Below are 19,102 nucleotides of genomic sequence, written 5' to 3' on the forward strand. Positions count from 1 at the left end.
AAGATCAGGTGGAAAACTCGACAATCAAGGGCCGCTAAGCGGCCCTTGATATCACCGCAATTAAAGCGGCTTACCGCGGTTACCATGCTGGCTGACAAAGCCTTGAACGGCCTTCAGGTCATTGGCCAGCACCGTGCAGCGCTCTTCGCGGCTGAACAGGTCGGCCAGGTGTGCAGGCAATTCCAGCGCCTTGCCAACACCTGCCTTCTCCACGGCTTCCGGGAACTTGACCGGATGCGCGGTACCCAGCACCACCATCGGCGTGTCCAGGCTGCGACGGCACTCGCGGGCAGCCTTGACGCCGATCGCGGTATGCGGGTCGAGCACTTCGCCGGTGCTGGCGAACACTTCGGCGATGGTCTCGCAGGTCTGCTCGTCACTGACGGCCAGCGAGTCGAACAGTTTGCGCGCTTCGGTCCAGCGGTCTTCGTCAACGCTGAAACCGCCACCCTGCTTGAAGTTGTCCATCAACGCGGCAATGGCTGCACCGTTACGGCCGTGCAGGTCGAACAGCAGGCGCTCGAAGTTGGACGACACCATGATGTCCATCGACGGCGACAGGGTCGCGTGCAGGGTGTCCTTGACGTACTGGTTGCCGCTCATGAAGCGGTGCAGGATGTCGTTACGGTTGGTGGCGACCACCAGCTGGCTGATCGGCAGGCCCATGTTGCGTGCCAGGTAACCGGCGAAGATGTCGCCGAAGTTGCCGGTGGGCACCGAGAACGCCACCGAGCGGGCTGGGCCGCCCAACTGCAGGGCTGCGTGGAAGTAGTAGACGATCTGGGCCATGATCCGCGCCCAGTTGATCGAGTTGACGGCCACCAGGCGGGTGCCCTTGAGGAACGACTGGTCGGCGAAGCTGGCCTTGACCATCTCCTGGCAGTCGTCGAAGTTGCCTTCGATGGCGATGTTGTGGATGTTGTCGCCGAAGATGGTGGTCATCTGCCGACGCTGTACTTCCGACACGCGCTGGTGCGGGTGCAGGATGAAGATGTCGACGTTGTCGCAGCGGCGGCAACCTTCGATGGCCGCGGAGCCGGTGTCACCGCTGGTGGCACCGACGATCACCACGCGCTCGCCGCGCTTGACCAGCACGTGGTCGAGCAGGCGGCCGAGCAGCTGCAGGGCAAAGTCCTTGAAGGCCAGGGTCGGGCCGTGGAACAGCTCCATCACCCACTCGTTGCTGTTCAACTGGCGCAGCGGTGCCACGACGGCGTGTGCGAACGCGCCGTAGGTTTCCTCGAGGATCTTCTTGAAGTCGGCGTCGGCGATGCTACCGGCGACGAACGGGCGCATCACGCGGAAGGCCAGTTCGTGATACGGCAGGCCAGCCCAGGAAGCGATCTCTTCCTGGGTGAAGCGCGGCAGGTTTTCAGGGACGTACAGGCCGCCGTCGCTGGCCAGGCCAGCCAGCAGGACATCTTCGAAATTCAGGGCCGGTGCCTGGCCACGGGTGCTGATATAGCGCATGGTGCAAACCTTCGATACTGAGGCCGGGGCCGCGTGCGCAGCCCAACGGCATGATTCGTTAATTGAGCTGTTCGACGCGGATGCGCACGACCTTGCCGACCACATCCTGCAGGGCTTCCAGGGCGACAATGGCGTCGTTGATGCCCTGCTCGACCACGCGATGGGTCAGCAGGATCATCGGCACCAGGCCGTCCTGTTCCTCGGCTTCCTTCTGCATGATCGACTCGATGTTGATGCCACGCTCCGAGAGGATGCTGGCCACCTGGGCCAGCACACCGGGGTGATCCTTGGCCTGGATGCGCAGGTAGTAGGCGCTTTCACAGGCTTCGATCGGCAGAATCGGGTGCGCCGACAGCGAGTCTGGCTGGAAGGCCAGGTGCGGCACGCGGTTTTCCGGGTCGGAGGTCATTGCGCGAACCACGTCGACCAGGTCGGCGACGACCGACGAAGCGGTCGGCTCCATACCGGCACCTGCGCCGTAATACAGGGTCGAACCGGCGGCGTCGCCATTGACCATGACCGCGTTCATCACGCCGTTGACGTTGGCGATCAGGCGATCGCTCGGGATCAATGTCGGGTGCACGCGCAGCTCGATGCCTTCAGCCGTGCGACGCGCGACGCCCAGGTGCTTGATGCGGTAGCCCAGGGCCTCGGCGTAGTTCACGTCAGCGGTGGTCAGCTGGGTGATGCCTTCGGTGTAGGCCTTGTCGAACTGCAGCGGGATGCCAAAGGCGATGGACGCCAGGATGGTCAGCTTGTGGGCCGCATCAATGCCCTCGACGTCGAAGGTCGGGTCCGCTTCGGCATAACCCAGGGCCTGGGCTTCGGCCAGCACGTCCGGGAAGGCACGGCCTTTTTCGCGCATTTCGGTGAGGATGAAGTTACCGGTGCCGTTGATGATGCCGGCCAGCCAGTTGATACGGTTGGCCGACAGGCCTTCACGGATCGCCTTGATCACCGGGATGCCACCGGCAACCGCCGCTTCGAAGGCGACGATAACGCCCTTCTCGCGGGCCTTGGCAAAGATTTCGTTGCCATGCACGGCGATCAGCGCCTTGTTCGCGGTGACCACGTGCTTGCCGTTTTCGATGGCCTTGAGCACCAGGTCGCGGGCGATGGTGTAACCACCGATCAGCTCGATGACGATGTCGATTTCCGGGTTGGTCGCAACGTCGAACACATCAGCGGTAATGGGGGTACCGGTAATCTGGCAGTTCGGGTTCTGCGAGCGCATGGCAATCTGTGCCACTTCAATACCGCGCCCGGCACGGCGGGCAATCTCCTCGGCGTTGCGCTGAAGTACATTGAAGGTTCCGCCACCGACGGTCCCCAACCCACAGATGCCTACTTTGACCGGTTTCACTGTGAACTCCCCATTGAACGGCCGGCACCTGCGCCGACCGTGAAACATGCCGTCACCCCATGACGACGGCGTACTGTATTGATTACTTGGCTGCTTGCTGCTGGCCGGCCAGGGCCAACTTGGCCACTTGCGGTGCCGGCTGGTAGCCCGGGATCACCTGGCCACTTTCAAGGACGATCGCCGGCGTGCCGTTGACGCCGATCGACTGGCCCAGCTGGAACTGCTTGCTGACCGGGTTGGCGCACTTGGCGGCCTTGATTTCCTTACCCTCGACCATCTTGTCCAGCGCCGCACGGCGGTCGCTGGAGCACCAGACTGCCTGCAACTGCTGATCACCTGGCGAACCGAGGCCCTGGCGCGGGAAGGCGACATAGCGCACTTCGATACCGCGGCGGTTGAGCTCCGGCACTTCGGCGTGCAGCTTGTGGCAGTACGGGCAGGTGGTGTCGGTGAACACGGTGATGTGCGACTTGGTCTCGCCCTTGGCAGGATAAACCACCATCTCGGCGGCTGGAATGCCGTTGATGAGCTTGGCAACGCCTTGGCGCTCGGTCTTCTCAGTCAGGTTGACCGGCTTGCCGTCCTGGATCTGGTACAGGTAGCCCTGCATGACGAACTGGCCGTCAGCACTGGCGTACAGCACGCGGCCGCCCTGCAGCTTGACTTCATACAGGCCATTGAGCGGGCTGCTGGCGACGCTTTCTACCGGCACTTCCAGTTCGAGGTTCTGCAACGACTTGCGAATGGCCTGCTCGGCACCGGCATTGCTGTCGGTTGCCGCGGCAACGGCAAAGGTACTGGCCAGCGCCAACGCGGCGGCGGCGAAAATTTGGGTCACGCGCATGGGAACTCCTGAAGGCGGACAGGGGCCGGAGGGCGTCGCCTGCGGAAAAAACGCGGCGACCGTGCGGCCCTTGGTGCAAACCGCCCAAGCCTACCACAACACGCTAGCCGTGAAGGGGTCTGCGAGTACCGGTCGGCGGAACATGAAAATCATTCATCCACGCGGGTGATGCTGGGCGTGCAGTTGCTGCAGACGGGCTTTGGCCACGTGGGTGTAGATCTGCGTGGTCGACAGGTCGCTGTGGCCCAGCAGCATTTGTACCACGCGCAGGTCGGCGCCGTGGTTGAGCAGGTGGGTCGCGAAGGCATGGCGCAGGGTATGCGGCGACAGTGATTTGTCGATCCCGGCGACCTGTGCCTGGTGCTTGATACGGTGCCAGAAGGTCTGACGGGTCATCTGCTCGCCGCGCAGGCTGGGGAACAGCACATCGCTCGGGCGCCCGTTCAGCAGCTCGGGGCGGCCATTGCGCAGGTAGCGTTCCAGCCATACCACCGCCTCTTCCCCCATCGGCACCAGGCGCTCCTTGCTGCCCTTGCCCATCACCCGCAACACGCCCTGGCGCAGGTTGACCTGATCGAGCGTCAGGCTGACCAGTTCGGTCACGCGCAGGCCACAGGCATAAAGGACTTCGAGCATGGCGCGGTCGCGCTGGCCGATGGCTTCGCCGAGGTCCGGCGCCTGCAGCAGTGCCTCGACGTCGGCTTCTGACAAGGATTTGGGCAACGGCCGGCCCAGCTGGGGCATCTCGACCTGCAATGTGGGGTCGACAGCGATCAGCTTTTCCCGCAGCAGGTAGCGAAAGAAGCCACGCAGCCCAGAGAGAAAGCGTGCTGTAGAACGTGGCTTGTAGGCTTGGTCGAGGCGCCAGGCCAGGTGATCGAGGATCAGCTCACGCCCCGCGTCGGGCAAGGCCACGCCCTGCTCCTGCAGCCAGCCATTGAACAGCGCCAGGTCGCTGCGGTACGAAACCCGGGTGTTGTCGGACAGGCCTTTTTCCAGCCACAGGGCATCGAGAAACTGGTCAATCAGGGGGTGGTCGAGGGCGGGCATGAAAACTCGGTGGCAAACGACGAAATGACGCTTAGTCTTTCATAACAACGCCGGCATAGGGAGCCCGCATGAACGAACAGCAGATCCTGCTCAGCGTCGCGGGCATCGGCGGCGCCGCCCTGGCCTGCCAGTGGCTGGCGTGGCGCCTGAAATTGCCGGCAATCCTCTTCCTGCTGCTGGCCGGCATTACCGCCGGCCCGCTGCTCGGCTGGCTCGACCCCCAGGCGCTGTTCGGCCCACTGCTGATGCCCTTGGTGTCGCTGGCCGTGGCACTGATCCTGTTCGAGGGCAGCCTGACGTTGCACTTGTCGCAGTGGCGCGACATCGGCAGCGTGGTCCACCGCCTGGTCACAATCGGCGCCCTGTCGACCTGGCTGGTGATCGCCCTGGCGACCCACTGGCTGCTAGGGTTCGACTGGCCGCTGGCGATCCTGTTCGGCACCTTGACCCTGGTCACAGGGCCGACGGTGATCGTGCCCATGCTGCGCGTGGTGCGGCCGAAGGCGGCGATCGCCAACATCCTGCGCTGGGAAGGCATCGTCATCGACCCGATTGGCGCCCTGCTCGCCGTGGTGGTGTACAGCTTCATCATCGCGAGTGCCGATGGCAATGGCCTGAGCCAGAGCCTGGCCACCTTTGCCGGGGTGATCTTCTGTGGCAGCGTACTGGGCGCGGCCGGCGGCTGGCTGTTGGGGCAGGTCATGCGTGAGCAGTGGCTGCCAGAGTACCTGCACAACCTGGCTGCACTGGCGGCAGTGCTGGGCATTTTCATTGCTGCTAACCAGATCGTTCACGAATCCGGGCTGCTGGCCGTGACGGTGATGGGCATGTGGCTGGCCAACATGCGCGGGGTGGATGTGCGGCAAATCCTGCACTTCAAGGAAAACCTCAGCGTGCTGCTGATCTCCGGCTTGTTCATCCTGCTGGCCGCACGCCTCGACCTGCATGCCCTGATCGGCCTGGGCCCGGCGGTGCTGGCGCTGTTGCTGGTGATCCAGCTGCTGGCGCGGCCGCTGAACGTCTTTCTGTCCACCTTTGGCTCGGGGCTGAACTGGCGCGAACGGGCTTTGTTGGCCTGGATCGCACCGCGCGGTATCGTTGCCGCGGCAGTCTCGGCGATCTTCGCCATCCGCCTGCATGAAGCCGGCCATCAGGGTGCACTGCTGCTGGTGCCGCTGACCTTTGCCGTGATCATCGGCACGGTGGTGCTGCAGAGTGCCACGGCCAGGCCCCTGGCGCGCCTGCTCAAGGTGGCCGAGCCTGCCCCCAGCGGCTTTCTCATCGTCGGCGCCAACGGGCCCGCGCGCACCCTCGGCAAAGCCCTTCAGCAATTGGGCTGCCGGGTACTGCTGACGGACTCGAGCTGGGAAAACATCCGCGCCGCGCGCATGGACGGGCTGCCGACCTACTTTGGCAACCCGGCCTCGCAGCATGCCGATGCACACCTGGACCTGGTCGGCCTCGGCCATCTGCTGGGGCTGTCCCCTGCAGGTGAGATCAACGCCTTGGCCTGCGCACGTTTTCGCCACGATTTCGGCCATGGCCGCCTGTTCGTGCTGGCCAGCGGCCTGGAAAAACAGCGCAGCGACAAGCACCGCGCCAGTGAGGAACACCGCGGCCATTTGCTCGGTTCAAGCCCGATGACCTACCAGCAACTGGCCAATCGCTTGCACCACGGCGCCGAGCTGTACAGCACCACCCTGACCGAGGGTTTCGACTGGGACAACTACCAGGCACTGCATGGCGAGCGTGCGCACCTGCTGTTCGCCCGTGACAGCCACGGCTGGGTGCATGTGTCGAGCCCTGACAACCCGCTCACCCCGCAACCTGGCTGGACCCTGGTGGCGCTGGTAGAACCGGCGCCGGTCGCGGGCACGGCCACCACACCAGGGTGAACCTCAGGCTGCTGGCAGCACCGGCACCGGGCGCTTGTCTTCGTCGATGGCGACAAAGCTGAACACGCCATGGATTGCCCGTTCACGGCCATCCAGGTACATGTTCTCGACGAACACATCCACCTGCACCTGCAGGCTGGTGTTGCCCACTTTGATCACCGTGCCGACCAGCTCGACGATCGAGCCCGCCGGGATCGGGTGCTTGAAGTCGATACGGTCGGTCGACACCGTTACCAGCGGCAAACGGCAAAAGCGCGTGGCCGCGATGAACGACACTTCATCCATCCACGCCAGCGCAGTACCGCCGAACAGGGTGTTGTGGTGGTTGGTGGTGTTGGGGAACACCGCCTTGGTCACGCGGGTCACCGACAGTTCGGTGCGGCGTTGGATTTCCTGGTCTCGGGTTGTCATGTCGGGTCACATCGCTTGGGGTTCAAAACGCAAAAAAGCAGCCCGAAGGCTGCTTTTTTTCTCGCAAGGCGGCCTGGGCCACCGGTCAAACTGCACTCAGGACAGTTTTTCCTTGATGCGAGCGGCTTTGCCGGACAGGTCGCGCAGGTAGTACAGCTTGGCTTTACGCACGTCACCACGACGTTTCACGGCCAGGCTGTCGATCTGCGGGCTGTAGGTCTGGAAGGTACGCTCTACGCCAACGCCGCTGGAGATTTTGCGCACGGTGAAGGCGCTGTTCAGACCGCGGTTACGCTTGGCGATAACGACGCCTTCGAACGCCTGCAGACGGGAACGCTCACCTTCCTTCACTTTAACCTGGACGATAATGGTGTCGCCCGGTGCGAAGGTTGGGATTTCCTTGCTCATCTGCTCGGCTTCGAGCTGCTGGATGATCTTGTTGGTCATGCTGTGCTCCTAAGATGGATACGTGATCCACCATCGATACGTTTAACTATCGTCCCGCTCGCGGAGGTATTCCTCGAGCAGCTTCTTCTCTTCTCCAGAAAGCGAGCGACTTTCCAGAAGATCGGCGCGTCGTTCGAAGGTCCTACCAAGGGACTGCTTCATCCTCCAACGCCGGATATGTGCATGGTTGCCACTTAGCAACACGTCGGGAACACGCTGATCCGCATACACCTCAGGTCGGGTGTAGTGCGGGCAATCGAGCAGACCGTCGGTGAAAGAGTCTTCCTCCGCCGAGTCCACATGCCCTAAAGCTCCGGGCAGCAGCCGCGTAACCGCATCGATCAGTACCATGGCCGGCAGCTCGCCACCGGAAAGCACATAGTCGCCAATCGACCACTCCTCATCGACATGAGCCTCAATAAAGCGCTCGTCGATGCCTTCATAACGACCGGCGATCAGGATCAACGATTCCTGTTCGGCCAGGCCTTTGACCGCTTGCTGAGTCAGCTTGCGGCCTTGCGGCGAAAGGTAGATCACCTTTGCCGATGCTCCGGTCGCTTGCCTGGCGCTAACCAGGGCGTCTTCCAGAGGCTTGATTTTCATCACCATGCCCGGACCACCGCCAAACGGCCGATCATCCACGGTATGGTGGCGATCTGTGGTGTAGTCCCGCGGGTTCCAGCACGTTACCTGAAGCAACCCCTGTTTTACCGCGCGGCTGGTAATGCCGTACTCCGTGATGGCCGAGAACATCTCGGGGAACAACGTGATGACGTCTACGCGAAGGTTACCCATCGTTTAGAAGTCCGCGTCCCATTCAACCCGCATCACGCCTGCTTCCAGGTCGATTGCCAGCACGCATTGCTCCGTATAGGGCAACAAACGCTCGCGATCATCCAGGCTGCCTGCGCACGGCTTGACCACCATTACATCGTTCGCACCGGTCTCCAACAGGTGATCGACCTTGCCGAACAGGTGTTCGTCCTGGTTGATGACCTTCAAGCCCTGCAACTGGTACCAGTAGTACTCGTCGACGGGCAGGTTGGGCAAAAGGCTCCGCGGTATGCAGATCTCGTAACCACTCAGAAGACGGGCTTCATCGCGATCATCGAGGCCTTTCAGTTTTACGACCAGGCCCTTTTGGGAGCCACGACCGCTGACCAGCTCTACCTGTTTTACCTTGCCTTCGTGCTTGAGCGTCCAGCGTGGATAATCCAACAGGTTTTCAATCGGATCGGTAAAGGAATACACCTTCACCTCGCCGCGAACGCCGTGAACCGAAAAAATCTTGCCAACGACGATGAGGTCGTCAGCCTTTTCTGGCGTCGCGTTCATATATCTTAGGCAGCGGCCTTGGCAGCTTCCTTCAGCAGCTGAGCAACACGCTCAGACGGCTGTGCGCCCTGGCTCAGCCAGTAGGTGACGCGTTCCTGGTTGACCGACAGCTTGACTTCGGCGCCCGATGCGATCGGGTTGAAGAAGCCAACGCGCTCAACGAAACGGCCGTCACGGGCGTTACGCGAGTTGGTCACGGTCAGGTGGTAGAAAGGGCGCTTTTTCGAGCCGCCACGGGCCAGACGAATGGTTACCATGTGAACATCGTTCCTATAGTCGGTGCTGCAGTTGGTACTGCAGTCGGTGCTGCAAATCTGAAAGCCAAATAGGCACATGCGTGCCCAAAAGGCCGCATATTCTCGGGGAATACACGGACATTTGCAAATGACTTTTTCGGCAAGGCCTCGCCATGCCGTCCAGATTCGCCGGTTAAGCCACGCTTATCGCGGCCATTGCCCCGCCACGGCGGGGGTTCTGAGCGCTCGTCCGGTAAAAGACAAGCGCCCGGAATAGGGGTTACAGCTTCGGCATGCCGCCGCCTGGCATCATGCCGCCAAGGCCGCGCATCATCTTGGCCATGCCGCCCTTGGCAGAGAATTTCTTCATCATCTTCTGCATCTGCTTGTGCTGCTTGATCAGGCGGCCGACGTCCTGCACCTGGGTGCCGGAGCCGATGGCGATGCGGCGCTTGCGCGAGCCGCTGAGCAGGTCAGGATCGCGGCGCTCGGCCGGGGTCATGGAGTTGATGATCGCCTCCATCTGCTTGAACTGCTTCTCGGCCGCGCCCTGGGCATTGCCCATCTGCGACAGGTTGACCCCACCGATGCTCGGCAGCTTGTCCATCAGGCCGCCCAAGCCGCCCATGTTCTTCATTTGCTGCAGCTGGTCGCGGAAGTCTTCGAGGTCGAAGCCCTTGCCCTTCTTCAGCTTCTTGGCCAGCTTGTCGGCCTTGGCCTTGTCGATGGTCTGCTCGGCCTGCTCGATCAGGCTGAGCACGTCGCCCATGCCGAGGATGCGCGAGGCGACGCGGTCCGGGTGGAACGGCTCAAGGGCCTCGGTCTTCTCACCCATACCGATGAACTTGATCGGCTTGCCGGTGATGGCACGTACCGACAACGCGGCACCGCCACGGGCGTCACCGTCGACCTTGGTCAGCACCACGCCGGTCAGCGGCAGGGCTTCACCAAAGGCCTTGGCGGTGTTGGCGGCGTCCTGGCCGGTCATGGCGTCGACCACGAACAGGGTCTCGACCGGCTTGACCGCAGCATGCAGCGCCTTGATCTCGTCCATCATGTCGGCGTCGATGTGCAGACGGCCGGCGGTGTCGACGATGACCACGTCGATGAATTTGAGCTTGGCTTCGCGAATCGCCGCTTCAGCGATGGCGACCGGCTTCTGGCTGATGTCGGACGGGAAGAAGGTTACGCCGATGTCGTTGGCCAGGGTTTCCAGCTGCTTGATCGCGGCCGGGCGGTAGACGTCGGCCGAGACCACCATCACGCTCTTCTTCTTGCGCTCCTTGAGGAAGCGCGCGAGCTTGCCGGCGGTGGTGGTCTTACCTGCACCCTGCAAGCCAGCCATCAGCACCACGGCAGGTGGCGCGGCGTTCAGCGCGAGGTCTTCGTTGGCCGCGCCCATCAGGCTTTCGAGCTCGGCCTGGACGATCTTCACGAAGGCCTGGCCTGGGGTCAGGCTGCGCGACACCTCGGTACCGACCGCACGTTCCTTGACGCTGTTGACGAAATCCTTGACCACCGGCAAGGCAACGTCGGCCTCGAGCAACGCCATGCGCACTTCGCGCAGCGTGTCCTTGATATTGTCTTCAGTCAGCTTGGCCTTGCCGGTGACATGGCGCAGCGTCTGTGACAGGCGGTCGGTCAGGTTTTCGAACATGGTGATCCTTTCAGGCCCAGTAAAAGCCGAGGTTTGTCAGGCGCCCAGGGGGGAAATGCACACACCCGGGGCACAGCAAGGCGGCGATTATAGCGAAGTGCGGCGGCGGCGCACACCTTGCCTTCCCAGCGGCAAGCTACGAACGTCAAGCGGCAAGAAAATGCAGCCACCTCGCGGATCCGCCTTTGCTTGTACCTTGCGGCTTCCAGCTTGCAGCTCTCTATGCCAAACTCCGTCTCTTTAAGGCTCGCCAACCAGGACTTATGTTCTCCTCACCCAGCCTCATCCCCAACCTGATCGCCGCCGGCCTTTATATAGCTGCGACCCTCTACCAGGGCACGCACCTGGCCCAGGGCCGCAAAGCTGACAAACGGCTGCTGGGCCTGCTCGGCGCCCTGGCTGTCATCGCCCAGGGCGGCGCCCTGTTCTTCCAGCTGATCACCCCGCTGGGCCTGAGCCTGGATTTTTTCAGCGCCGCCAGCCTGATCGCCGTTGCAGTCATTACCCTGACCTTGCTGGCGTGCCTGCGCATCCCGGTAGAAAACCTGCTGGTGCTGCTGTTCCCGCTGGGCGCGGTCACTGCGCTGCTGGCTCAGTTCGCGCCCCCCGGTACCGTGCCGCTGATCAACGAAGAGCCCGGCATCCTTGCGCACATCCTGCTGTCGATCCTCGCCTACGGCCTGTTCACCATCGCGGTGTTCCAGTCGTTGCTGCTGTTGCTGCAGGACCACCAGCTGAAAAACAAGCACCCGTCAGGCCTGATCCGCAACTTCCCGCCGCTGCAAACCATGGAAAGCCTGCTGTTCGGCTTTCTCTGGGCCGGCTGGTGCCTGCTGTCGCTGTCGCTGATTTCTGGCTGGCTGTTCCTCGACAACCTGTTCGCTCAGCACCTGGTGCACAAGACCTTGCTGGCCTGCGTCGCCTGGGTGGTGTTCAGCGTGCTGCTGTGGGGCCGCACCCGCCTGGGCTGGCGTGGCCACAAAGCGATCCGCTGGACGCTGGCCGGTTTCTGCCTGCTGATGCTGGCCTATTTCGGCAGCAAGCTGGTTCGCGAATTCATCCTGCATATCTGACGGCCGCCCATGGACACCCTGCCGTACGCACCGCTCCTCGGCACTCTGGCACTGGCGCTGCTCTGGTCGGCGCTTTTCAGCGCCGTGGATGCCGCCCGCCTGCAGCTCAATGGTTCGCTGCGCAATGGCGACGATGGTCAAGCCCCCCTGCCCGCCCAGGCGCTGGTGCTGTGCGCCAGCCTCGGCAAGTTGCTGGTGCTGGGCCTGGCGTGCCTGATTGGCCAGCGCTACAGCGGCGAACACGGCTTCTGGCTGGCAGGCCTGGGCGCGACGCTGGCCTTGCTGGTGTTTGCCGAATTCCTGCCCCGGCGCCTGGCGCGGCGTAACCCGCAGGCGTTTGCAAGCCTGGGTGCAAGCCTGCTGAAAGTACCCCTGGCGCTTCTGCAACCCTTGGCCTGCGTGCTCGATGGCTGCGCCAAGCTGCTGCTGCGCCCATTCCGTGTGCAGCCTACGGCGGTCGCCTTGCACCCGGAGCAAGACGACGACTTCGACGAAGACGAGGAGCACGAGCCTGCACGCCACGGCCTGCTCGACGGTTTGCAATCGCTGGACAAAGTCACCGTCAACGACATCCTGGTGCCGCGCAACGAAGTCGATGGCATCAACCTGGACGACCCGATCGAACGCATCATCGAGCAGCTGATCGTCAGCCGTCACACCCGCTTGCCAGTCTATCACAACGACATCAACCAGGTTGAGGCGATCCTCAACACCAAGCTGATCAGCCACCTGCTGCCCAAGGCGGAGCTGACCCTGGAGAAACTCCACGGCGCCTGTTACGAGCCCTATTTCGTACCCGAAAGCACCCCTCTGCAGCTGCAGTTGCTGAACTTCCACAAACAGCAACGCCGCCTGGGTGTGGTGGTGGACGAATACGGCGAGGTGCTGGGCATCGTCACCTTGGAAGACATCCTCGAGGAGATCGTCGGCGAGTTCGAAGACGAACAGGGGCTGGACAACCCGCACGTACACCCCCAGCCCGATGGCACCTTCGTCATCGAAGGCACCGCCTCGCTGCGCGAGATCAACCGCACCCTGGGCTGGCACCTGCCCTGCGATGGCGGGCCAAAGACCCTCAACGGCCTGGTCACCGAAGCACTGGAAAGCATCCCGGAAAGCGCCGTTTGCCTGAAGATCGGCCGATATCGCCTGGAAATCCTCGAAACAGAGGACAATTGCGCCAGCAAGGTACTGGTGTGGACCGTGACCCGATAGCTATACTCGGGTCACGCTTACCCAGCCCCGCCGTCCCGCCTGCTACCCGCACCCGGCGCCACACGGCCAGTCCGCTCCACTGACACGCCCCGCGGTCCTGCTTCAACACCCCGAACAGTGCCCGCTCCCGCCCCTATCCCCCTTGGGCTATCGTCAGTCGGGCGAGCAAAAGAACAATACGCTCCGGCGTCCGCGTAGGCGTGCCTGCCCTTCGAAGGTACGCGCCCTGGCGGATCAAGCCCTTGGAGCACGACTAGACTGTTAGGGACCTACTTAATGACCACGAGCAGCACCTATGCCGAAGCGCCTGCCGCGCCGGTCAACTCCCCCGCACGGGTGGCCACTGCCAGCTTCATCGGCACGGCCATCGAATTCTACGACTTCTATGTATACGCCACGGCCGCCGCGTTAGTGATCGGACCGGTGTTCTTCCCGTCCGGGTCGGGCACCGCGCAGATGCTCGCGGCCTTCCTCACCTTCGGCATCGCCTTCCTCGCTCGCCCGCTGGGCTCGGCGCTGTTCGGCCATTTTGGCGACCGCATCGGCCGTAAATCGACCCTGGTGGCGTCGCTGCTGCTGATGGGCGTTTCCACCACCGCCATCGGCGTGCTGCCAGGCTACGACAGCATTGGCGTCTGGGCGCCGATCATTCTTTGCCTGCTGCGCTTCGGCCAAGGCCTGGGCCTGGGTGGCGAATGGGGCGGCGCAGCGCTGCTGGCCACCGAGAACGCGCCACCGGGCAAGCGCGCCTGGTTCGGCATGTTCCCGCAATTGGGGCCTTCGATCGGCTTTCTGGCTGCCAACGGCCTGTTCCTGACCCTGGCTCTGGTGCTCAGCGACGAGCAGTTCCGTGAATGGGGCTGGCGCATTCCGTTCCTGCTCAGCGCCGCACTGGTACTGGTCGGCCTTTATGTGCGCCTCAAGCTCGAAGAGAGCCCGGTGTTTGCCAAGGCCATTGCCCGCCATGAGCGCGTGAAGATGCCGGTGGTCGACCTGTTCTCCAAATACTGGGTACCGACCCTGCTGGGCGCTGCGGCGATGGTGGTGTGCTATGCGCTGTTCTATATCTCGACGGTGTTCTCGCTCAGCTACGGCGTGACTACCCTGGGCTACAGCCGTGAGACGTTCCTCGGCCTGCTGTGCTTCGCGGTGGTGTTCATGGCCTTGGCCACGCCCCTGTCGGCTTGGCTCAGCGACCGCTACGGGCGCAAACCGGTGCTGATCGTCGGCGGCCTGCTGGCCGTGGCATCGGGCTTTACCATGGAGCCGCTGCTGACTTCGGGCTCGACCACGGGCGTGGCGCTGTTCCTGGCCATCGAGCTGTTCCTGATGGGCGTGACCTTTGCGCCGATGGGGGCGTTGCTGCCCGAGCTGTTCCCTACCCATGTGCGCTACACCGGCGCGTCGGCGGCGTATAACCTGGGTGGCATCGTGGGGGCTTCGGCGGCGCCGTTCTTTGCTCAGAAACTGGTGAGCATGGGCGGGTTGAGCTGGGTGGGCGGGTATGTGTCGGTGGCGGCGGTGATCAGCTTGATTGCAGTGCTGTGCCTGAAAGAGACCCGTCATACCGAACTGTAAGTGATCGGGGCTGCTTTGCAGCCCATTCGCGAGGCAAGCCCGCTCCCACAGAAATATCGCAATGCCTGAGGCCAACGATAATCCCGTGGGAGCTGGGTCGGCGGGTATGTGTCGGTGGCGGCGGTGATCAGCTTGATTGCGGTGCTGTGCCTGAAAGAGACCCGTCATACCGAACTGTGAGTGATCGGGGCTGCTTTGCAGCCCATTCGCGGGGCAAGCCCGCTCCCACAGAAATATCGCAATGCCTGAGGCCAACGATAATCCCGTGGGAGCTGGGTCGGCGGGTATGTGTCGGTGGCGGCGGTGATCAGCTTGATTGCAGTGCTGTGCCTGAAAGAGACCCGTCATACCGAACTGTAAGTGATCGGGGCTGCTTTGCAGCCCATTCGCGAGGCAAGCCCGCTCCCACAGAAATATCGCAATGCCTGAGGCCAACGATAATCCCGTGGGAGCTGGGTCGGCGGGTATGTGTCGGTGGCGGCGGTGATCAGCTTGATTGCAGTGCTGTGCCTGAAAGAGACCCGTCATACCGAACTGTGAGTGATCGGGGCTGCTTTGCAGCCCATTCGCGGGGCAAGCCCGCTCCCACAGAAATATCGCAATGCCTGAGGCCAACGATAATCCTGTGGGAGCGGGCTAGCCCCGCGAATGGGCCGCGGCGCGGCCCCTGCTGAATCAGAACTCGACCTTGACTGCCTGCGAAGCGCGAGTCGCCTTGGCTCGCGCCGCTTCGATCGACTCATCACGCGCCAGGCATACGCCCATGCGGCGGGTACCGTTGATTTCCGGCTTGCCGAACAGGCGAATGGCCGTGTCCGGCTCGCTCAGCGCAGCGCCAAGGTTGGCGAAGCTGGTCTGTTGCGATTGGCCTTCTGGCAAGATCACCGCCGACGCCGATGGACCAAACTGACGCACCACCGGAATCGGCAGGCCCAGAATGGCGCGTGCATGCAGGGCGAACTGCGACAGGTCTTGGGAGATCAACGTCACCAGGCCCGTGTCGTGCGGGCGCGGCGACACTTCGCTGAACCACACCTGGTCGCCCTTGACGAACAACTCTACGCCGAACAGGCCACGGCCGCCCAAGGCATCGGTGACTGCCTGAGCCACACGCTGCGATTCTGCCAGGGCTTTCGGGCTCATGGCCTGGGGCTGCCACGACTCCTGATAATCGCCTTTCTCCTGACGGTGGCCGACAGGCTCCAGGAACGTGGTGCCGCCGACGTGGCGCACGGTCAGCAAGGTGATTTCGTAATCGAAATCGATGAAGCCTTCGATGATCACCCGGCCCTTGCCGGCGCGGCCGCCTTCCTGGGCGTAGTCCCAGGACTTCTGCAGGTCGGCATCGCTGCGCAGCAGGCTCTGGCCTTTGCCCGACGAACTCATCACCGGCTTGACCACGCACGGGTAGCCGACATCGGCCACGGCTTTGGCATAGTCTTCGTAGGTGTCGGCGAAGTGGTACGGCGAGGTTGGCAGGTCCAGCTCTTCGGCGGCCAGGCGACGGATGCCTTCGCGGTTCATGGTCAACTGGGTGGCGCGGGCGGTGGGCACCACGGTGAAGCCTTCGTTTTCCAGCTCGACCAGGGTCGCGGTGGCAATGGCTTCGATTTCGGGGACGATGTAATGCGGCTTCTCGGCTTCGATCACTGCGCGCAGGGCGACGCCATCGAGCATGTTGACCACATGGCTGCGGTGCGCCACCTGCATGGCGGGTGCATTGGCGTAGCGGTCTACGGCAATCACTTCGACGCCCAGGCGCTGCAGCTCGATCACCACTTCCTTGCCCAGCTCACCGCAGCCGCAGAGCAGTACTCGGGTCGCGGTGGGCGACAATGGGGTTCCGATACGGGTCATTTCAGGTCCTCGAAGGCGTCCGGGGCTGCGCCAGGCTGAGCGCCGCCCGCTGAAAAAGGACCCGTATTCTACACCATCAACCGACCGCGGCAGCCCGCCGGGCGCGAAATGCCATGGCCAGCCACACGGCAGTGACACCGGCGAACTTCGAGGCCATTGCCGTGCCGATCACGGCCGGCGTCAGGGCGCCGATCATGCCGAAGAAAATGAAGGTATCGACCGGGATGCTCAGCGCCGAGCTCAGCCACAGGCGGTCACGCAGCGGCCGACGGGTGATGCTGAATACCAGCCAGTCGATCAGCTCTGAGATGAAGAAGGCGGTGGCGCTGGCCAGCGCAATGGCCGGTTCCGAGGTAACGTACGACAGAACCAGGGCCACCAACATGGCGACCAAGGCGCCATGCCCGAAACGGGTCTGGACCATGTCGCGCAGGATGAACACCAGGCCGCCCCAGGCAGACCAGATGATGTCCAGGTGCGGGGCACTGGAAAAGGCGTAGTTGATCAGCACTACGCTGCTGATATAGGCAATGAGATAGAACATGAGCAGTAACCGTCAGACAAGCCGCACAGGTTACTTGATTTTGGGGTCAGCGGCAGCCGCTCCTACAAAATCAACCCGGCAGCCACTGCCCGCTCATGGCAAAGCTTCAATACGGCGCGGCGCTCAGTGTTATCCATGCGCCCCCAGCGCCCGATCTCGGCCACCGTACGTTGGCACCCCGTGCAGATGTCCTGCTCGTCCAGCGCGCAGATGCTCACGCACGGCGACGCCACCGGGCGCTCTGCCTTGACCGCTTCACTCATCATCCACCACCAAGTCACGCGCATAGCGCTGGGCATTGTGCACATAGTGCGCGGCGCCGGCCTCGATCAAGCGCATCTGCTGCTCGCTGAGCTCGCGCACCACCTTGCCCGGCGAGCCCATTACCAGCGACCCGTCGGGGATTTCCTTGCCCTCGGGGATAAGCGCATTGGCGCCGATGATGCAGTGCTTGCCAATCCGCGCCCCATTGAGGATCACCGCGTTGATGCCGATCAGGCTGTAATCGCCAACCGTGCACCCATGCAGCATGGCGTTATGGCCGACCGTCACCCCCTTGCCCAGGGTCAGGGGCGAACCCATGTCGGTGTGCATCACCGTGCCGTCCTGGACATTGCTGTCTTCGCCGATATCGATCAGCTCATTGTCACCCCGCAATACAGCGCCAAACCAAACACTGGCACGGGCCTGCAGGCGCACGTTGCCGATCACGGTGGCGTTGGGCGCGATCCAACTGGTCGGATGGCTGTCGACCCGCAGGTCGCCCAGGCGATATTTCATGCTCGCTCCTCAGGATAAACGGCGGCGGTTTGCGGCAAACGGCAGGGTGGGCCCCGCTCAGATCTCGATGTAACGTTCCGGGGGTTGATGCAAGCTGATACCCGCGTCATACAGCAGGTTGACCAGCTCGACGATCATGATCGCCGACAACCCCCAGATCTTGTATTCGCCGTAACGGTAGCTGGGCACATACCAACTGCGGCCCTGGTAATCGATACGGTGGGTGTGGTCCCGCGGGTCCTGGCGGAAGAACTCCAGCGGCACGGTGAATACTGCCGCGATCTCCGCATCATTGGCGCGGTATTCGACGTAATCGGGGATAAGCCCGACGAATGGCGTCACTTTCAGGCCATGCAGCGAGATCAGTGGGCTCAGCGGGCCGATCACTTCCACCAGCCCAGGGGGCAGGCCGATTTCTTCTTCGGCCTCGCGCAGGGCGGTAAACACCAGGTCCGGGTCTTCGGGGTCGCGGCGGCCACCGGGGAAGGCGACTTCGCCACCATGGGTCGACAGCCCCTTGGCGCGCAGGGTCAAAACCAGTTCGGGCGCTTCGCTGCGGGTAATGGGCAAGAGTACCGCCGCTTCGGGAAACCTTCGGTCAGTTTCCAGTGATGCAGGTTCATGGTTGCTCATTCGGCGAAGAAGCTCGTCCAGCATTGCGCACTCTCGTATCCAAGGCCTGTCTTGCATGATGCACCAAAGCCGCGAAGCACCCAAGCCCCGTGCGCTTGCGGCGGCCCCGTCGGCGCGCCAAGATAGCCCAGTCAAAAGGGAAGAACAGCATGAAATTCTGCAGCGCATGCGGCCAACCGGTCGTTCAGCGGATCCCCGAGGGCGACAGCCGCCTGCGGTACGTCTGCGAGTATTGCCAGACCGTTCACTACCAGAACCCCAACATCGTCGCGGGTGTGCTGCCCACCTGGGGTAGCCAGGTGCTGCTGTGCCGGCGCGCCATCGAGCCACGCCGCGGCTACTGGACCCTGCCCGCCGGGTTCATGGAAAACGGCGAAACCCTCGACCAGGCCGCCCGTCGCGAAACCGTCGAGGAGGCCTGCGCCCAGGTAGGGCCCATGGCCCTGTACCAGTTGTTCGACCTGCCGCACATCAACCAGGTACACGTGTTCTTCCGCGCGGAACTGGCCGACCTAAGCTTTGATGTGGGCATCGAGAGCCTGGAGGTGCGATTGTTCGAACAACATGAGATACCGTGGGACGAGCTGGCTTTCCGCACCGTCACACGCACACTAGAATGCTACTATCGCGACCGCATCGGGCAGCACTACCCCATAGGCCATGAGTACCTGCCGCCGATGAACGTCTCGCCCACTACTTAAGCCTGCAGGTGCT

The 19,102-nt window shown here is 62.9% G+C and carries 20 protein-coding genes and 1 pseudogene; 6 read left to right on the forward strand and 15 right to left on the reverse strand.

All coding sequences use genetic code 11. From position 1 onward, the window contains the following. Positions 1-60 precede the first annotated feature (60 nt). From thrC to xerD, 4 genes are all read right to left on the reverse strand, one after another. On the reverse strand, positions 61-1,470 hold the full coding sequence (gene thrC / locus AB7M33_RS03275) for a threonine synthase (RefSeq protein WP_454242414.1): 1,410 nt from the start codon (positions 1,468-1,470) through the stop codon (positions 61-63). 58 nt (positions 1,471-1,528) lie between these two features. Then, positions 1,529-2,833 (reverse strand): homoserine dehydrogenase, encoded by a 1,305-nt coding sequence (locus tag AB7M33_RS03280; protein ID WP_085272718.1) that lies wholly within the window; start codon positions 2,831-2,833, stop codon positions 1,529-1,531. Between the two features lie 82 nt (positions 2,834-2,915). Then, complete coding sequence (locus AB7M33_RS03285) at positions 2,916-3,677, reverse strand: thioredoxin fold domain-containing protein (RefSeq protein WP_027595726.1); 762 nt, start codon at positions 3,675-3,677, stop codon at positions 2,916-2,918. Between the two features lie 153 nt (positions 3,678-3,830). Beyond that, positions 3,831-4,727, reverse strand: a complete 897-nt coding sequence (gene xerD / locus AB7M33_RS03290; RefSeq protein ID WP_085272717.1) for a site-specific tyrosine recombinase XerD — start codon at positions 4,725-4,727, stop codon at positions 3,831-3,833. A gap of 68 nt (positions 4,728-4,795) precedes the next feature. On the opposite strand from xerD, the gene AB7M33_RS03295 reads away from it, so the two are divergent. After that, positions 4,796-6,622, forward strand: coding sequence for a cation:proton antiporter (locus AB7M33_RS03295; protein WP_454242415.1), 1,827 nt, complete (start codon positions 4,796-4,798; stop codon positions 6,620-6,622). Positions 6,623-6,625: 3 nt separating this feature from the next. Here AB7M33_RS03295 and AB7M33_RS03300 read toward each other — a convergent pair whose 3' ends face one another. The 6 genes from AB7M33_RS03300 to ffh form a co-directional block, all read right to left on the reverse strand. After that, positions 6,626-7,033, reverse strand: a complete 408-nt coding sequence (locus AB7M33_RS03300) for an acyl-CoA thioesterase (protein ID WP_027595723.1) — start codon at positions 7,031-7,033, stop codon at positions 6,626-6,628. Positions 7,034-7,129: 96 nt separating this feature from the next. After that, positions 7,130-7,480 carry a 50S ribosomal protein L19 gene (gene rplS / locus AB7M33_RS03305; protein ID WP_027595722.1) on the reverse strand — a complete coding sequence of 117 codons (351 nt, stop codon included), beginning with the start codon at positions 7,478-7,480 and terminating at the stop codon, positions 7,130-7,132. 42 nt (positions 7,481-7,522) lie between these two features. Next, the gene (trmD, locus tag AB7M33_RS03310; RefSeq protein ID WP_008094486.1) at positions 7,523-8,275 is read right to left on the reverse strand and encodes a tRNA (guanosine(37)-N1)-methyltransferase TrmD; all 753 of its coding nucleotides are present in this window, start codon (positions 8,273-8,275) and stop codon (positions 7,523-7,525) included. Between the two features lie 3 nt (positions 8,276-8,278). Continuing rightward, positions 8,279-8,815 (reverse strand): ribosome maturation factor RimM, encoded by a 537-nt coding sequence (gene rimM, locus AB7M33_RS03315; protein ID WP_027595721.1) that lies wholly within the window; start codon positions 8,813-8,815, stop codon positions 8,279-8,281. A 5-nt stretch (positions 8,816-8,820) separates the two neighbouring features. Further along, positions 8,821-9,072, reverse strand: coding sequence for a 30S ribosomal protein S16 (rpsP, locus tag AB7M33_RS03320; protein WP_011535318.1), 252 nt, complete (start codon positions 9,070-9,072; stop codon positions 8,821-8,823). Between the two features lie 259 nt (positions 9,073-9,331). Beyond that, positions 9,332-10,708, reverse strand: a complete 1,377-nt coding sequence (ffh, locus tag AB7M33_RS03325) for a signal recognition particle protein (RefSeq protein ID WP_027595720.1) — start codon at positions 10,706-10,708, stop codon at positions 9,332-9,334. Positions 10,709-10,971: 263 nt separating this feature from the next. On the opposite strand from ffh, the gene AB7M33_RS03330 reads away from it, so the two are divergent. The 4 genes and pseudogenes from AB7M33_RS03330 to AB7M33_RS03345 form a co-directional block, all read left to right on the forward strand. Next, on the forward strand, positions 10,972-11,781 hold the full coding sequence (locus AB7M33_RS03330) for a cytochrome C assembly family protein (protein WP_027595719.1): 810 nt from the start codon (positions 10,972-10,974) through the stop codon (positions 11,779-11,781). Between the two features lie 9 nt (positions 11,782-11,790). Beyond that, positions 11,791-12,996 carry a transporter associated domain-containing protein gene (locus AB7M33_RS03335; RefSeq protein ID WP_454242416.1) on the forward strand — a complete coding sequence of 402 codons (1,206 nt, stop codon included), beginning with the start codon at positions 11,791-11,793 and terminating at the stop codon, positions 12,994-12,996. Between the two features lie 276 nt (positions 12,997-13,272). Next, positions 13,273-14,574, forward strand: coding sequence for an MFS transporter (locus AB7M33_RS03340; protein ID WP_265969404.1), 1,302 nt, complete (start codon positions 13,273-13,275; stop codon positions 14,572-14,574). Positions 14,575-15,027: 453 nt separating this feature from the next. Further along, positions 15,028-15,114 (forward strand): annotated as a pseudogene (locus tag AB7M33_RS03345) (hypothetical protein); the annotation flags it as partial. Positions 15,115-15,249: 135 nt separating this feature from the next. Here AB7M33_RS03345 and purT read toward each other — a convergent pair. From purT to AB7M33_RS03370, 5 genes are all read right to left on the reverse strand, one after another. Then, positions 15,250-16,431 carry a formate-dependent phosphoribosylglycinamide formyltransferase gene (gene purT / locus AB7M33_RS03350; RefSeq protein WP_027595716.1) on the reverse strand — a complete coding sequence of 394 codons (1,182 nt, stop codon included), beginning with the start codon at positions 16,429-16,431 and terminating at the stop codon, positions 15,250-15,252. Positions 16,432-16,507: 76 nt separating this feature from the next. After that, a complete protein-coding gene (locus tag AB7M33_RS03355; protein ID WP_027595715.1) occupies positions 16,508-16,975 on the reverse strand; it encodes a VUT family protein in 468 nt (155 codons plus the stop codon). 62 nt (positions 16,976-17,037) lie between these two features. Beyond that, positions 17,038-17,241: a DUF1289 domain-containing protein gene (locus AB7M33_RS03360; RefSeq protein WP_027595714.1), complete on the reverse strand. Its 204-nt coding sequence runs from the start codon at positions 17,239-17,241 to the stop codon at positions 17,038-17,040. After that, complete coding sequence (locus AB7M33_RS03365) at positions 17,231-17,755, reverse strand: gamma carbonic anhydrase family protein (protein ID WP_085272711.1); 525 nt, start codon at positions 17,753-17,755, stop codon at positions 17,231-17,233. Before AB7M33_RS03365 ends, AB7M33_RS03360 begins: the two co-directional genes overlap by 11 nt. A gap of 57 nt (positions 17,756-17,812) precedes the next feature. Beyond that, positions 17,813-18,412: a CoA pyrophosphatase gene (locus AB7M33_RS03370; protein ID WP_027595712.1), complete on the reverse strand. Its 600-nt coding sequence runs from the start codon at positions 18,410-18,412 to the stop codon at positions 17,813-17,815. A 125-nt stretch (positions 18,413-18,537) separates the two neighbouring features. Here AB7M33_RS03370 and AB7M33_RS03375 point away from each other — a divergent pair, with 125 nt between their 5' ends. Then, the gene (locus AB7M33_RS03375; RefSeq protein ID WP_027595711.1) at positions 18,538-19,089 is read left to right on the forward strand and encodes an NUDIX hydrolase; all 552 of its coding nucleotides are present in this window, start codon (positions 18,538-18,540) and stop codon (positions 19,087-19,089) included. The last annotated feature ends 13 nt before the right edge of the window (positions 19,090-19,102 follow it).

The organism is Pseudomonas sp. Y3 TE3536, from assembly GCF_053629175.1.